Consider the following 14,931-nt stretch of genomic DNA (forward strand, 5'->3'; position numbering starts at 1 on the left):
CGCTGTTGGATTCTAGTGCCAATCATCGGCATCGAACCGGCTGTTACGTTTTGTTTCATTTGGTCAATCCATTTGCACTTGAATGCCGAATCGACTACGAATTTCAGTGCTTGTGAAACCGGAAAAACGGCCTATAGTTCGCTGTGTTTTTCGGATTCGTCAGTTGTTTGGTCAGCGCACGTCAATGCTCGAAAAAACGGCCCGTCCGTTCGTGCGAAACGAATAGCCTGGCACACCCTCCGCGTCGCGAGCGCCCCTTGCCCGGCGGCCGGCCGGCTTGCGCCTCCGAGCCATCCGACAGGTGTCCACGCCATAGAACCGGGCCGCCCAGGCGCACCGGTCGGATTAACTTTTGCCATTAATTTACCAATCTATATTCAATTGCCCATCATCTCGCCAAATCGACTTTCAAAAACCCTGAATGATACGACCCGGCTTTTTACAAGAATAATTTGCCGACACGAATTGCAATGGATGGATATTCTGGTTACACAATTACCGATCGATTAATTGTCCATTTTTCAATCAGATCATCCGGTTTAGCAGTCGAAAACCGGCGCGTGGCTATTGGGTGGCGAGGGTGGAATATGCAATCGCGGTCGAGCAGTTTCATCGTATGGGGATGCGTGATGCTGTTGCCGGGATGCGGCGCGACGGAGCACGCCGCGGCGGTGCCGTATGCGATCACGGTTGACGTTGCCCCCGACGTCAACCCTGACATGAACCGCAAGCCTTCGCCGATCGTGCTGAAGGTGTTCCAGCTCCGCGCGGCGGCGTCGTTCGACAGCGCGGATTTCTTCTCGCTGCAGGACAAGCCCGAGAACGTGCTCGGCGCGGACCTGCTCGGCACCGACCGCGTGATCCTGCGGCCGGGCGAATCGCGCACGCTGCACTACCGCGGCAACGTCGAGGCCGGTGCGATCGGTGTGGTCGCCGAATACCGGATGCTCGAAAAGAACCGCTGGCGGCTGACGGTGCCGCTGCCGCGCGCGAAGCAGCTCAATCTCTACAAGTTCTGGCAGACGTCGCCGGGCGAGCTGAAGCTGTCGATCGCCGTCCGCAATGGCGGCGTCGCGCTGAACGATGCGAAGGGGCGCCCATGACCGAACCGACGATGTCCGCGACGCCGGTCGCGGCGCTCCGCCAGCGGGTGGTGTGGACCGAGGGGATGTTCCTGCGGCCGCAGCATTTCCAGCAGCTCGAACGGCACTGGGAACGCTACGTCGCGCTGCGCTGCCTGCCGCTGCAGGGCTTCTACTGGGGCTTCGACACGCTGGAGCTCGATCGCGAGCAACTGGCGCTCGGCAAGGTCGCGCTCCGCACCGCGTCGGGCGTGATGCGCGACGGCACGCCGTTCGACTTGTCCCATCCGGACGATCTCCCCGAACCGCTCGACGTGCCGGCCAATGCGAAGGACCAGCTCGTCGTGCTCGCGCTGCCGCTGTGGCGCGGCGGCGGCGAGGAAGTGTCGTTCGGTACAGGTACAGGTGCGGGCGGCGGCAATGCCGCGAACGGCGCGAATGGCAGTGCCGATGTCGCGCGCTACGTCGTGCGCGAATACGAAGTGGCCGACGCGAACGCGGTCGCACTCGGCCCCGCGCTACTGCAGACGGGCCGCCTGAATGTGCGGCTGATGCTCGAAGCCGAGCTGACCGGCGACTGGCACGCGCTCGGCGTCGCGCGGATCGTCGAGCGGCGCACCGATGCGCGGCTGCTCGTCGACGACGGCTACATTCCGCCGCGCCTCGTCGCGCAGCACGACGCCGTGCTGCTGGCCTATGCGCGCGAGCTGCACGGGCTGCTCACGCAACGCAGCGAAGCGCTCGCGGAACGGCTGTCGGAGCCCGGGCGCGGCGGCGTGTCGGAAGTCGCGGATTTTCTGCTGCTGCAGCTCGTAAACCGCTATCTCGCGCTGACCTGGCATGCACAGCAGCACGTGTCGACGCATCCGGAGGCGCTGTTCTGCGACTGGCTGAAGCTCGCGTGCGACCTGAGCACGTTCACGGCGGCCGGCCGGCGCCCGCAGTCGCTCGCGGTCTATGTACACGACGACCTGCGCACGAGCTTCGCGGAACTGATGACCGAGCTGCGCCGGTCGCTGTCGACGGTGCTCGAGCAAAACGCGATCCAGATCGAGCTGCGCGATGCGGGCAACGGCATCCGCGTCGCGACGCTGGCCGACCCGGCGCTGCGCGACACGGCCGGCTTCGTGCTCGCGGTGCGCGCGGACGTGCCGGCCGACAGCCTGCGCGCACGTTTTCCGGCGCAGGCGAAGCTCGGGCCGGTCGAGCGGATTCGCGATCTCGTGCAACTGCAGCTGCCGGGCATCACGATGCGACAGTTGCCGGTCGCGCCACGGCAGATCCCGTATCACGCGGGCCATACGTACTTCGAGATCGACAAGGGCAGCGACCTGTGGAAGCAGCTGGCGCGCTCCGGCGGTCTCGCTTTTCATTTCGCCGGCGAATTCCCTGGACTCTCGATGGAGTTCTGGGCGATACGCAGGTAAGGGCGGGGTGACGCGATGAATACCTCCTCCGATTCGATCTCCCCCGGCGCTGGCGGATTCGTGCCGCCGAATCCCGGCGGCATGCATCCGGCCGCGGCGGGCACGGCCGGCCCGACCGCGACACAGCCACGCCCCGGGCGCTGGGCCGCGAGCGGCACGAACCCGCTCGTCGCGGCGGCGAATCCGCTGCTGAACCTGGTGCCGCAGATCCGCTCGACCGTCCATCACCCGAATCCGGCGTGGCTGCGCGAGCATCTGGTGGTCGAGATCAGGCAGTTCGAGGCACGAGCGCAGGAGGCCGGCGTGCCGTCGGAAGCGATCATCGGTGCGCGCTACTGCCTGTGCACGGCGCTCGACGAGGCGGCCGCGCTGACGCCGTGGGGTGGCAGCGTGTGGTCGTCGCACAGCCTGCTCGTGTCGTTCCACAACGAGACCTGGGGCGGCGAGAAATTCTTCCACCTGCTGGAGCGCCTGTCGCAGCAGCCGCGCCAGCATCTCGACCTGCTCGAGCTGCTGTATTTCTGTCTCGCGCTCGGCTTCGAGGGCCGCTATCGCGTGCTCGACAACGGCCATGCGCAGCTCGACGCGCTGCGCCACCAGCTCGCGCTGACGATCCGCTCGGTGCGCGGCGAATTCGATCCGGCGCTGTCGCCGCACTGGCGCGACGTCGTCACGCGCGATGTTGCGCGCCGCTTCGTCGTGCCGCTGTGGGTATGCGTGGCGCTCGCGCTGCTGATCGGTTTCGGCGTGTTCGTCGGGCTGCGGATCGCGCTCGCCGGGCATTCGGATCGGCTGTTCGCGTCGATCGACGCGCTGCACGTGCCGAAGCTGCAGCCCGCGCACGCGCCGCCACGCCCGGCGCCGGCGCCGCGCATCGCGAAGTTCCTGGAGCCGGAGATCGCGGCCGGCCTCGTGTCGGTGCGCGACGACGCCGATCGCAGCGTGATCGTGCTGCGCGGCGACGGGTTGTTCAAGTCCGGCTCGACGTCGGCGATCGACCGCTACGTGCCGGTGCTCGCGCGCGTGGCCGATGCGCTGAACAAGGTGCCCGGCAACGTGCGCGTGACCGGCTATACCGACGACACGCCCGTGCATACGGCGCGCTTCGCGTCGAATTGGGATTTGTCGCGCGAACGCGCGGAAGCCGTGCGCGGCATGATCGCCGCGCGGCTCGACCATCCGGAGCGGCTCGCGGCGGAAGGGCGCGGCACGCTCGATCCGGTCGCGCCGAACGATTCGCCCGCGAACCGCGCGCTGAACCGGCGCGTCGAGATCACGCTGCTGCCGGCGCCCGGCAGTGCCGCCGTCGGCGCCAGCGCCACGCAGGGGGCCAACTGACCATGAACCAGGCTGTCGCGCGTTTCGTCCGGCCGTTGCCGTCGCGGGAGATCTGGACTTTCGCCGGTCTCGTCGTGCTCGCGTGCTTCATCTGGCTCGCCGGCCCGCTGTTCTCGTTCGCCGAAGTCCGGCCGCTCGAAAGCGGCTGGGCGCGTGGGCTGACGATCGCGGTGCTGTTCATCGTGTGGGGCGCACGCGTTGCGTGGCGCAGCTGGCGAGCCGGCCGTCTCAATGCGCAGTTGCTGAACCAGTTGCGCGAGGCCGCGCCGGGGCCGGCCATCGCCGACGATCCGGCCAAAGCGCAGCTCGACGAGTTGCGCAGCCGCTTCGACGAAGCCGCGACGTTGCTGAAGAAAGTCCGCTTCGGCCAGGCCGACACCGCGCGCAAGGGCGTGTCGCAGTGGTTCGACCGGATGTCGCGCCAGTATCTGTATCAGTTGCCGTGGTACGTGTTCATCGGCGCGCCGGGCTCGGGCAAGACCACCGCGCTCGTGAATTCCGGGCTCAGTTTTCCGCTCGCGGAGCAGTTCGGCCGCGCGGCGATTCGCGGCGTGGGCGGCACGCGGCATTGCGACTGGTGGTTCACGAACGACGCGGTGCTGATCGACACGGCTGGCCGCTATACGACACACGAAGGCAACCGCGCGCTCGACGAGGCCGAGTGGAAAGGCTTCGTCGACCTGCTGAAGAAATACCGCACGCGCCAGCCGCTGAACGGCGCGATGCTGACGATCAGCGTCGCCGACCTGCTGGGCGCGTCCGAAGCCGAGCGCACGCAGCACGCGATGGTGCTGCGCAAGCGGCTGCTCGAACTGCGCGCGCAGCTCGGCATCCGTTTCCCCGTGTACCTGCTCGTGACGAAGGCCGACCTGCTCGCTGGCTTCGCCGAGTATTTCAGCAGCTACGGCCGCACGGAATGCGCGCAGGTGTGGGGGTTCACGTTCCAGCTCGCGCAAAGCGAAGCGCCGGGTTTCGACCTGCGTGCGGCCTTCGATCGCGAATACCGGCTGCTGCACCAGCGGCTGAACGACGGGCTGCCCGAACTGCTGGCCGCGCAGACCGACGCGCGCCAGCGCGAGATGACGTACCTGCTGCCGCAGCAGATCGCCGACCTGCAGGACATGCTCGGCCAGTTCGTCGCCGAGGTGTTTTCCGTGTCGAGCTACGAGCCGATGCCGATGCTGCGCGGCGTCTACCTGACGAGCGGCACGCAGGAAGGCACCGCGTTCGATCGCGTGATGAGCGGCATCAAGCGCTTCCTGAAGATCGAGGGCGTGCCGCCGGTCGCGCAGGTCGGCTCGACCGGGCGCAGCTTCTTCCTGAAGTCGCTGCTGCAGGAGCACATCTTCCGCGAAGCCGCGCTTGCCGGCAGCGACCTGCGCTGGCATCAGAAGCGTCGCGTGCTGCAGATCGCCGGCTACGTGCTGCTCGCGCTGGTGTGCGTGGCCGCGCTGTTCGTCTGGCTGCGCAGCTATTCGAACAATCGCGCGTATCTCGACCAGATCGCCGCGCGCGTGCCGGCCGTCGATGCGCAGATTGCCGGGGCGAAATTCTCCGATGCGGCCGACGTCGCCCGCTTGCTGCCCGTGCTCGACGCGCTCGGCAGCCTCGCGAATGCGGGCGGTGTCGACCTGCAGCATCCACCGCTCGCGTATCGGTGGGGACTGTTCCAGGGCGAGAAGATCGATGAAGCCGTCGACGCCGTGTACCGGCGCGCACTCGAAGACGTGCTGCTGCCGATCGCCGCGAGCCGGATGGAAGCCGCGCTGCGCGACGCACGGCCCGACGAGACCGAATACGCGTATGCGGCGCTGAAGGCGTACCTGATGCTGTACGACAGCGCGCACTACGATCCCGCGTTCGTGCAGGCCGTCGTCGACCTCGAAATGGAACGCGCGCTGCCGCCCGATTTCTCGCCGGCCGAGCGCTCCGCGTTGCGTGCGCATCTTGCCGCGCTGTTCGGCAACCGTGTCGCGGTGTCGCCGTATCCGATGAACGAGCGGCTCGTGGCCGACGTGCGCGACCGGCTGCGGCAGGTGCCGTTCTCGCAGCGGCTGTACCGGCAGCTCACGCTGACGCTGCGGCCAGCCACCTCCGCGTTCGACTTCAGCGTCGCGCGGGCGGTCGGCCCCGACGCTTCACTGGTGTTCCGCCGCCAGAGCGGCAAGCCGCTGTCGGAAGGCGTGCCGGGGCTCTACACGCGCAACGGTTATCGCAACGTGTTCGCGCCGCGCGTGGCCGGCGAGGTCGACGCCTACGGGCGCGAGGAAGTGTGGGTGCTGAACCTCGGGCTCTCCGAGATCCCGGGGCCGAACGACGCGGCCGCGTGGGCGCGCGACATTCGCCAGCTGTACCTGAACGACTACCTGAAGATCTGGGACGACTATCTCGCCGACATCAAGCTGCAACGCACCGCGACGCTCGCGCAGAGCATCCAGGTGGCGCGGGCATTGTCCTCCGCCGATTCGCCGCTCACACGGCTGATGGTGGCGCTCGCGCGCGACACGGCGCTCGGCGATGCGCCGGGCGGTGCACGCAATCTCGCGACGCGCGCACAGGACAAGGTCGACGAGGCGCGCAGCTCGCTGTCGCAGATCTTCGCGGGCCAGGGAAGCAATTCGAGTGCGTCCGCGGCGGCGCCGGCGAGCGCCGAGCAGATCGTCGACAGCCACTTCGCCGGGCTGCGCGCGTTCGCACCGGGCAGTGGCGACCAGGCCCAGGCGTTCAACGAGGTGTTGAAGTCGATCGACGCGCTGTACACGTACCTGACGGCCACCGACGACGCGCTGAGGAGCGGTGCGCAACCGCCGCCGTCCGACGCGCCCGCCAGGCTGCGTGCCCAGGCCGGTCGCCTGCCGACGCCGTTCCGCGAGGTGCTCGACGACCTGTCGAACGTCGCGAACGGCAGCGTCGCGACCGTCGAGCAGCGCAGCGTCGCGACGCGGGCCGGCGCGAACGTGGGCGACTTCTGCCGGCAGGCGATCGCGGGGCGCTATCCGTTCGCGCGCGGCGCGTCGCGCGACGTCGCGCCGGCGGATTTCGCGCAGATGTTCGCGCCCGGCGGACTGATGGACGACTTCTTCCAGAAGAACCTGCAGTCGATCGTCGACACGACGTCGCATCCGTGGCGCTTCGCAAACCGCAATGCGGACGCCGATCCGTCGGCCGCCGCGATGCTGTCGTCGTTCGAGAAGGCGGCGGTGATCCGCGACGTCTATTTCGGCGGCGGGGCGCGCACCGCGCAGCTGAAGGTGCAGATCCAGCCGCTCGAAATGGACCCGTCGATCACGGAGATGGTGCTCGACGTCGACGGGCAGATCGTCCGCTACGCGCACGGCCCGCTCGTGCAGAGCGCGGTGGACTGGCCAGGCCCGCGCGGCAGCAACCAGGTGCGGCTGCAGGTATCGGGGCAGGCCGGTGCGGCCGACGGCTTCACTACCGACGGGCCGTGGGCACTGCACCGGCTGTTCGACCGCGCGGCCGTGTCCGCCGGGCGCGGCTCCGACCAGATGATTGCGCGCTTCACGGTCGACGGCAAACCGATCGTGCTGCAAGTGAATGCGGGCAGTGTCCGCAACCCGTTCAGGCTGCCCCAGATGGAGTCCTTTACATGCCCTCCGAAGCCATGAGCCCGACACCGCCGTTCACGCGTACCGACGGCGATGCGCCGGCCTGGTACGGGAAGATTCCCGGCGCCGGCGACTTCGTGAACAGCCGGCTGCCGCATGCGCTCGCGCTGTGGTGGGAGCGCTGGCTCCAGCAGGGGATGGCCGCAATGCGCCAGCGCGGCGCGGATGAGATCGAGCGCCACTACACGGTCGCGCCGGTCTGGAATTTCCTGATTCCGGCGGGCGCCGGCGCGTCGTGCGTGCAGCCGGGCTGCCTCGCGCCGAGCTGCGATCGCGTGGGGCGCTACTACCCGGTGATCGTCACGCTGCCGATGCGCGCGGCCGACTACTGGAACGAATTGCCGGACGCGGCCGACACGTTCTACTGGCAGGTCGGCCAGGCGCTGCTCGACGCGATCCGCCATGCGCGCGCGCCGGGCGATCTCGAGCAGATGCTCGAACGCGTGCGGCTCGCGCCGGGCGACGACCGGTATGCGGACATCGTCGACGGCATGCCGGCGCCGCCGCCGGAACGGCCGGCCCCGGCCGCGTGGCCGGGGCTGTCCGGTTACTTCGATCCGCACGGCGGCACCAGTTTCTGGTGGACCAACCGCGCGGACGGATCGCCGCTGCGCACGCATGCGCATACGGGCACGCCCGACAACGCGCTATTCCTGACGCTGTTCGGCGGCAGCTAGCGGCCCGGCAGAAGGATGGCGGGCCGCCGGGCGCGGCGGGCGGACAGGACGCGGTTTCGAGAGGTGGTGGAGATGAAGGACGCTGGATCGAGAGACAACGAGCACGACACGGCGACACGCGGCGACGCATCCGAATTCACGGTGCGGCCGCTGCCGCTCGGCCATCGCCTGGGCGAACTGCAGCTCGACGAAGTGCTGGGCATCGGCGGCTTCGGGATCGTCTATCGTGCATTCGACCGCACGTTGCGGCGCGCGGTCGCGATCAAGGAGTACATGCCGTCGATGCTGGCCACGCGCGGCGGCGACTATACGGTGTCGCTACGCTCCGAGCGGTTCGCGCAGGCGTTCGACGCCGGGCGCGGCGCGTTCCTGAACGAGGCGCGCCTGCTCGCGCAATTCGACCATCCGGGGCTCGTCAAGGTCCTGCATTTCTGGGAAAGCCACGGCACCGCGTACATGGTGATGCCGTTCTACGAAGGGCGCACGCTCAAGCAGCTGCTCGACGGCGGGATGCGGATCAGCGAGACGCAGTTGCGCAACATCGTCGGCGCGCTGCTCGGCGCGCTCGACACGCTGCATCGCGCGCAATGCTTCCATCGCGACGTCGCGCTCGACAACGTGCTGATCCGCCCGAACGGCAGCGCGATCCTGCTCGACTTCGGTGCGGCGCGCAAACGGATCGGCGACCTGGTCGACGACGGCGCGATGATGATCAAGCCCGGCTACGCGCCGATCGAGCAGTACACCGACGATCCGGCGTTCAGCCAGGGGCCGTGGACCGATCTGTATGCGCTCGGCGCGGTGATGCACGCGATGATCACCGGCGAATTGCCGCCCGCGGCCGTCGTGCGCAGCATCAAGGACACGTACCGGCCGCTCGCATCGCGCGAACTGCCGGCCGGCGAGGTGTACAGCCCGGCGTTTCTCGCGGCCGTCGATCATGCGCTGCAGTTGCGGATTCCGGCTCGGCCGGAATCGGTCGCGGCGTTCGCGGCGGAGCTCGGGTTGCGGGACTTCGGGGCGGGTGGCGGGTATGGCGCGGCGGTCGTGCCGCCGGTGAGTGAGGCGGGCAGGAGCGGGGAAGGGACGGGGGAGGCTTCTGCTGCGTCCGGCACGGCGTCGGTTGTCGCCGGGGCTTCGATCGGCGCGGGCGGGACCGCTTCGGGTAACGCTGCGCCGGAGGAGCGGCCGTCGTCGTCCGCTGGTGCGGATCATGTGTCTTCGCCCGCGGACACGGCATCCGCATCGCATGGCGTGTCAGGCGCCAAGCCGCAGGCCGACGATGCGCGTTCGACCTCCGAAGCGGTCGCGCAAGGTGCCGCGATCGCGGCTGCGGGCACGCTCGCAGCGTCCGCATCGCATGCGTCTCAGCCGACTGGGAAACCGGCTGAAAAACCCGTTGAATCCAGCGCACCGCACGCACACGTCGAACGCGCGAAAGAATCGCCCGCGGCAAGAGCTGACGCACCGGGCGAAGCCGGTACGCGATCCACAAGCACCGACACAGGCATCGGTGCGCGTGGTGCAGCAGGTTCCGGGAATGGGAACGCCTCTTCAGCTGCCGGTACCGCCGGTACGACCGCACCGTATGCCGCCGCATCGGCTTCGCCCTCGGGCGGCGCATCCGTGCCGACCGGCGGGCAACACGGCCAGGCCGCCGCGCGGTCGCGCAACCGCCGGCTGCCCGTCTACGTCGGCAGCGCGCTCGTCGCGCTGATCGCGGTCGGCCTCGCGGCGACGTATCTGTCGCGTCCCGCCCGCATCGCCGACGAGCCCGCGCCGGCCGCAAGCCAGCCGCAGGCCGGCACGTCACCGCCCGCGAGCACGCCGGCTGCCACACTGGCCCAGCAGGGGCCGACACCGACGGTCGTGCCGCCGTCCAGCCTGCCGGCCGGATCGTCCGCGCAAGTTCCGCCGCCACCGGTTGCCGCCGAGCCTGCCAGCACGCCATCTGTTGAAGCCGCCGCACCCGCGCCGCAGGTTGCGACCACCGTGACGAATCCGACTCCGGCCCCGGCCGGCTCCGGGTCGGCCATCGCGCCCGCCGGCAGCCTCGACGCATCGGAGCGCGTCGTCAACGTGCCGCCGTCGGAAGCGGCCGCCGCGCCGACGGCCAGGCCCGCCCCGGCGCCGAAGCCTCCGCCGGAAGCCGACACGGCCATCGCCGCCGTCAACGTGCTGCCTGCCGAGCAACAACCGCGTCCGCAGAAGGCGCAGGAAACCGTGCAGGTACGTTTCAACGTGCGGCCGTGGGGCGACATCTACGTGAACGGCGCGCGGCGCGGCGCCAGCCCGCCGCTGCGCTCCGTATCGCTGACACCCGGCGTCTACGTGATCGAGATCCGCAACGGCTCGCTGCCGCCGTTGCACCGCACCGTAGCGATCGACTTCGGCAGCAAACCGGTCAACATCGACTATGCATTCGAATGACGTCAGCCAGGCGGCGCTGGCCGCCGCCGCATATTCCACGGTGCCGTCCGGCCTGCCGGCGAGCCCGCGCGCCGACCTGATCGGCCAGTTGCTCGCGGAGGTCGCGCCCGATACGCCGTGCGGCGCGAACCTCGAATACGACGCCGAGTTCCTGCAACTTCAGGAGCGCGCGACGCCGCGTGCCGAGCAGCAATACGGCGACACCGTGATCCCGGCCGAAGCGCCCGACTGGCGCGCGGTCGAGCGGCTCGCACTGGCGCTGTCCGCGCGCACGAAAGACCTGCGCGTCATCGCCTGTCTCGCACGAAGCTGGACCGAACAGCATGGCATTCCCGGCTATGCGGACGCGCTCGCGCTCGTCGCGAACCTGCTCGAGCGCCGCTGGGACGACCTGCATCCGCGGCTCGACGCGGACGGCGAACCGGACCCGGCACTGCGGATGAACGCGCTCGCCGAGGTGGCCGGCGCGCACGACTGCGCGCGCGCGGCGCGCCGCCAGCCGCTGTTCGGCGGCGGGCCGAGCGTGCGCGACGCCGAAAGGCTGCTGGACGGCCGCGACGACACCGGCAGCCCCGTGGCGGGCAGCCGCGAAAGCCTGCTGGCTGCGCTGTCGGCCGCGCGCAGCGACGGCACGACGCCGCTCGACGCGGCGCGCGCGGCACTGCACGCGCTGGAGGTGATCCGCGTGTGCGTGACGGACAAGCTGGGCCGCGAATGGGCACCCGACGAAGGCGATGCGGAGAAGACGCTGCAGCGGATCGTGCGCGAAGTGCCGCTACCCGAACCGCAACCGGTGTCGCGCGACATACACCAGGCCGCGCCCGACGACGCATCGCAGAACGGCACGACAGCTATCGCGTCAACGGCGATGCCGAACGCCCACGCATGGCGCGACGCCGAAGTCACGAGCCGCGACGACGTGCGCCTCGGTCTCGACAAGATGTGCCGTTATTTCGAGCAGCACGAGCCGAGCCATCCGGCGCCGCTGCTGCTGCGGCGTGCGCAGCGGCTGCTCGCGCTCGACTTCTACGAAATCATCCGCGATCTCGCGCCGGAGAGCCTGCCGAAGCTGGACTTGCTGAGCGGCGAGCGGAGCGAATGAAACGAACGAACGGCGCCGCCATGCGGGCGACGCCGACGGACTGCGCAACCTGATCGATGTGAAGGAGTGGACGATGACGGACAGAACCAAGGCGGCGGGCAGCGGACAGAAGTTCATCGCGCGCAATCGGGCGCCGCGCGTGCAGATCGAGTACGACGTCGAAACCTACGGCGCCGAACGCAAGGTGCAGTTGCCGTTCGTGATGGGCGTGATTTCGGACCTGGCGGGCAAACGTGCCGAGCCGTTGCCGGACTTGCCGGAACGCAAGTTCCTCGAAATCGACGTCGACAACTTCGACGAGCGGATGAAGTCGGTCGCGCCGCGCGTCGCGTTCCAGGTGCCGAACACGCTGACGGGCGAAGGGGTGCTCAACGTCGACATGACGTTCGAGCAGATCGACGATTTCTCGCCGGCCGCGATCGCGCGCAACGTCGACGCGCTGCGCCGGCTGCTGGAGGCGCGCACCGAGCTGTCGAACCTACTGTCGTACATGGACGGCAAGCACGGCGCCGAACAGCTGATCGAGCGCGCGATCAACGATCCCGACTTGCTGAAGACGCTCGTGCGCGAACCGCATGCCCCCGCACAGCGCGGCGACGCAACCCAACCGGAGGCCCGCGATGAATGATCCCGTCCAATCCCGCGTCGACGCGCGCGAGGCCGCGCAACCGGCCGTCGCGCACGACGAATTCGCCGCGCTGCTGCAGAAGGAGTTCAAGCCGAAGACGGCCGAGGCGCGCGAGTCGGTCGAGCGCGCGGTGCGCACGCTCGCGCAGCAGGCGCTCGAACATACGGTCGGCATGACGACCGATGCGTACGGCAGCGTGAAGCAGATCATTGCGGAGATCGACCGCAAGCTGTCCGAGCAGATCAACCAGATCCTGCATCACAACGAATTCCAGACGCTCGAAGGCGCGTGGCGCGGGCTGCATTACCTCGTCACGCACACCGAGACCGACGAGCTGCTGAAGATCAAGGCGCTGCCGGCGTCGCGCAACGAGGTCGCGCGGATGCTGAAGCGCTACAAGGGCGTCGCGTGGGACCAGAGCCCGCTGTTCCGCAAGATCTACGAAGAGGAATACGGGCAGTTCGGCGGCGAGCCGTTCGGCTGCCTGGTCGGCGATTTCCATTTCAATCACAGCCCGCCGGACGTCGAGATGCTCGGCGAGCTGTCGAAGATCGCGGCGGCCGCGCACGCGCCGTTCATCGCCGGCGCGTCGCCGGAGCTGATGCAGATGGATTCGTGGCAGGAGCTGTCGAACCCGCGCGACCTGACGAAGATCTTCCAGAACACCGAATACGCGGCGTGGCGCAGCCTGCGGCAGTCGGAGGATTCGCGCTACATCGGCCTCGCGATGCCGCGTTTTCTTGCGCGGCTGCCGTACGGCGCGCGCACCAACCCGGTCGACGAATTCGACTTCGAGGAAGACACCGACGCCGCGAACCACGACCGCTACACGTGGGCGAACTCGGCATACGCGATGGCCGCGAACATCAACCGCTCGTTCAAGCAGTTCGGATGGTGTTCGTCGATCCGGGGCGTCGAATCAGGCGGGGCGGTCGAAGGGCTGCCGAGCCACACGTTCCCGACCGACGACGGCGGCGTCGACCAGAAATGCCCGACCGAGATCGCGATCAGCGACCGTCGCGAGGCCGAGCTCGCGAAGAACGGTTTCATGCCGTTCGTGCACCGGAAGAATTCGGATTTCGCGGCGTTCATCGGCGCGCAGTCGCTGTACCAGCCGGCCGAGTACCACGATCCCGACGCGACCGCGAACGCGCGGCTGTCCGGCCGCCTGCCGTACCTGTTCGCGTGCTGCCGCTTCGCGCATTACCTGAAGTGCATCGTGCGCGACAAGATCGGCTCGTTCCGCGAACGCGACGACATGGAGCGCTGGCTGAACGACTGGATCATGAACTACGTCGACGGCGACCCCATCAACTCGTCGCAGGAAACCAAGGCGCGCAAGCCGCTCGCGGCCGCGCAGGTGGTCGTCGACGAAGTCGAGGACAACCCCGGCTACTACACGTCGAAATTCTTCCTGCGGCCGCACTACCAGCTCGAAGGGCTCACCGTGTCGCTGCGGCTCATCTCGCGGTTGCCGACCGCGAAGGCGGCCAACGAGTGAGCGGCGCAGCAGGCAACGATCGGCATTCATCCTGACATCGCACTGAAACGGAGACGGCAATGGGCGTGGCAATGTTTATGAAGGTGGACGGCGTGACCGGCGAATCGGCGGACGCGCAGCACAAGGGCTGGACCGACATCCAGTCGTTCACGTGGGGGGCGAGCCAGCCGGGCGCGATGGCGAGCGGCAGCGGCGGCAACGCGGGCAAGGCGAGCTTCAACGATCTCGTCGTCGCCGCGTACATGGACAAGGGCGCGCCCGCGATCATCAAGAACTGCGCGAACGGCAAGCACCTTTCGACGGTCGAGATCTCCGCGTGCAAGACGGGCGGCACGCAGGTCGAGTTCATGCGCGTGACGCTGCAGGAGGTGCTCGTCACGTCCGCGCAGGTCGCGGGCATCGATCCGGGCGACGTCGCCGACCGGCTGATGATGCACTACGGCTTCCAGGCCGCGAAGGTGAAGAAGCAGTACTGGCAGCAGAACGACAACGGCGGCAAGGGCGCGGAAGTGACCGTCGGCTGGAACATCAAGGAAAACACCGAGATGTGACGGCGCGGAGATGACCATGGACGACCCGCGAACCCGCGACGGCCGGGAGGGCAGCCTGCGCGACCGGCTCCAGCCCGCGCTGCTCGACCGGCTCACCGACGACACGCCGCAGCGCGCGACCGAAGCGCCCGGCGCGCAGTGGATCGGCACCGAACGCCTGCGCGCGGCCGTGCTGCGCGATCTCGCGTGGCTGCTCAACACGCGCAACGCCGAGGACGGCTTCGTCGACTGGTCGGCGTTCGCGCACGCGCAGGCGTCGGTGCTCAACTACGGGATGCGGCCGCTCGTCGGCAAGCCGATGTCGGGCGTCGAGCGGATGTCGGTCGAGGCGTCGATCCGCGACGCGATCATCCGCTTCGAGCCGCGCATCGCGCCCGACAGCGTCGACGTCCGCAGCGTGATCGATGCGGCTGGCGGCCGCGCCGGCGAGCGGCGCCACAACGTGCTGCTGTTCGAGATTCGCGGCACGCTGTGGTCGATCCCGCACCCGCTCGAATTCGTGCTGCGCTCCGACCTCGATCTCGAGACGGGCGCGATGTCGCTGCAATCCGTGGCGGGGGCCTGAC

Annotated in this window: 11 protein-coding genes; all 11 read left to right on the forward strand. The window is 68.6% G+C overall.

The features are described 5' to 3' along the window. Nucleotides 1–587: 587 nt before the first annotated feature. Nucleotides 588–1,103: a type VI secretion system lipoprotein TssJ gene (gene tssJ, locus LGN19_RS03390; RefSeq protein ID WP_174958374.1), complete on the forward strand. Its 516-nt coding sequence runs from the start codon at nt 588–590 to the stop codon at nt 1,101–1,103. Then, entirely contained in the window at nt 1,100–2,509 is a 1,410-nt protein-coding gene (tssK, locus tag LGN19_RS03395) for a type VI secretion system baseplate subunit TssK (protein ID WP_226213228.1), read from the forward strand. The genes tssJ and tssK overlap by 4 nt, the downstream gene beginning before the upstream one ends. Nucleotides 2,510–2,524: 15 nt before the next feature. Then, complete coding sequence (locus LGN19_RS03400) at nt 2,525–3,847, forward strand: DotU family type VI secretion system protein (RefSeq protein WP_226213229.1); 1,323 nt, start codon at nt 2,525–2,527, stop codon at nt 3,845–3,847. Nucleotides 3,848–3,849: 2 nt separating this feature from the next. Next, nucleotides 3,850–7,476 (forward strand): type VI secretion system membrane subunit TssM, encoded by a 3,627-nt coding sequence (tssM, locus tag LGN19_RS03405; RefSeq protein ID WP_226213230.1) that lies wholly within the window; start codon nt 3,850–3,852, stop codon nt 7,474–7,476. Next, nucleotides 7,458–8,153, forward strand: a complete 696-nt coding sequence (gene tagF, locus LGN19_RS03410; protein ID WP_174958370.1) for a type VI secretion system-associated protein TagF — start codon at nt 7,458–7,460, stop codon at nt 8,151–8,153. The genes tssM and tagF overlap by 19 nt, the downstream gene beginning before the upstream one ends. A gap of 72 nt (nt 8,154–8,225) precedes the next feature. Next, nucleotides 8,226–10,583 (forward strand): serine/threonine-protein kinase, encoded by a 2,358-nt coding sequence (locus LGN19_RS03415; RefSeq protein ID WP_226213231.1) that lies wholly within the window; start codon nt 8,226–8,228, stop codon nt 10,581–10,583. Further along, a complete protein-coding gene (gene tssA / locus LGN19_RS03420; protein WP_226213232.1) occupies nt 10,570–11,685 on the forward strand; it encodes a type VI secretion system protein TssA in 1,116 nt (371 codons plus the stop codon). The genes LGN19_RS03415 and tssA overlap by 14 nt, the downstream gene beginning before the upstream one ends. 73 nt (nt 11,686–11,758) lie before the next feature. Then, nucleotides 11,759–12,313 carry a type VI secretion system contractile sheath small subunit gene (gene tssB / locus LGN19_RS03425; RefSeq protein WP_226213233.1) on the forward strand — a complete coding sequence of 185 codons (555 nt, stop codon included), beginning with the start codon at nt 11,759–11,761 and terminating at the stop codon, nt 12,311–12,313. Further along, nucleotides 12,306–13,814, forward strand: coding sequence for a type VI secretion system contractile sheath large subunit (gene tssC, locus LGN19_RS03430; RefSeq protein WP_175001824.1), 1,509 nt, complete (start codon nt 12,306–12,308; stop codon nt 13,812–13,814). The genes tssB and tssC overlap by 8 nt, the downstream gene beginning before the upstream one ends. Before the next feature lie 59 nt (nt 13,815–13,873). Beyond that, complete coding sequence (locus tag LGN19_RS03435) at nt 13,874–14,365, forward strand: Hcp family type VI secretion system effector (RefSeq protein WP_011355189.1); 492 nt, start codon at nt 13,874–13,876, stop codon at nt 14,363–14,365. Between the two features lie 16 nt (nt 14,366–14,381). Beyond that, nucleotides 14,382–14,930 carry a type VI secretion system baseplate subunit TssE gene (gene tssE, locus LGN19_RS03440; protein ID WP_226213234.1) on the forward strand — a complete coding sequence of 183 codons (549 nt, stop codon included), beginning with the start codon at nt 14,382–14,384 and terminating at the stop codon, nt 14,928–14,930. The last annotated feature ends 1 nt before the right edge of the window (nt 14,931 follow it).

Source organism: Burkholderia sp. AU30198 (genome assembly GCF_020419825.1).
Classification (GTDB): Bacteria; Pseudomonadota; Gammaproteobacteria; order Burkholderiales; family Burkholderiaceae; genus Burkholderia.

Coding starts and splice junctions, on each gene's coding strand:
- tssK (WP_226213228.1), top strand. CDS start 1,100: ATGACCGAACCGACGATGTCCGCGACGCCGGTCGCGGCGCTCCGCCAG.
- tssE (WP_226213234.1), top strand. CDS start 14,382: ATGGACGACCCGCGAACCCGCGACGGCCGGGAGGGCAGCCTGCGCGAC.
- tssB (WP_226213233.1), top strand. CDS start 11,759: ATGACGGACAGAACCAAGGCGGCGGGCAGCGGACAGAAGTTCATCGCG.
- tssC (WP_175001824.1), top strand. CDS start 12,306: ATGAATGATCCCGTCCAATCCCGCGTCGACGCGCGCGAGGCCGCGCAA.
- LGN19_RS03415 (WP_226213231.1), top strand. CDS start 8,226: ATGAAGGACGCTGGATCGAGAGACAACGAGCACGACACGGCGACACGC.
- tssM (WP_226213230.1), top strand. CDS start 3,850: ATGAACCAGGCTGTCGCGCGTTTCGTCCGGCCGTTGCCGTCGCGGGAG.
- tssJ (WP_174958374.1), top strand. CDS start 588: ATGCAATCGCGGTCGAGCAGTTTCATCGTATGGGGATGCGTGATGCTG.
- LGN19_RS03400 (WP_226213229.1), top strand. CDS start 2,525: ATGAATACCTCCTCCGATTCGATCTCCCCCGGCGCTGGCGGATTCGTG.
- LGN19_RS03435 (WP_011355189.1), top strand. CDS start 13,874: ATGGGCGTGGCAATGTTTATGAAGGTGGACGGCGTGACCGGCGAATCG.
- tagF (WP_174958370.1), top strand. CDS start 7,458: ATGCCCTCCGAAGCCATGAGCCCGACACCGCCGTTCACGCGTACCGAC.
- tssA (WP_226213232.1), top strand. CDS start 10,570: ATGCATTCGAATGACGTCAGCCAGGCGGCGCTGGCCGCCGCCGCATAT.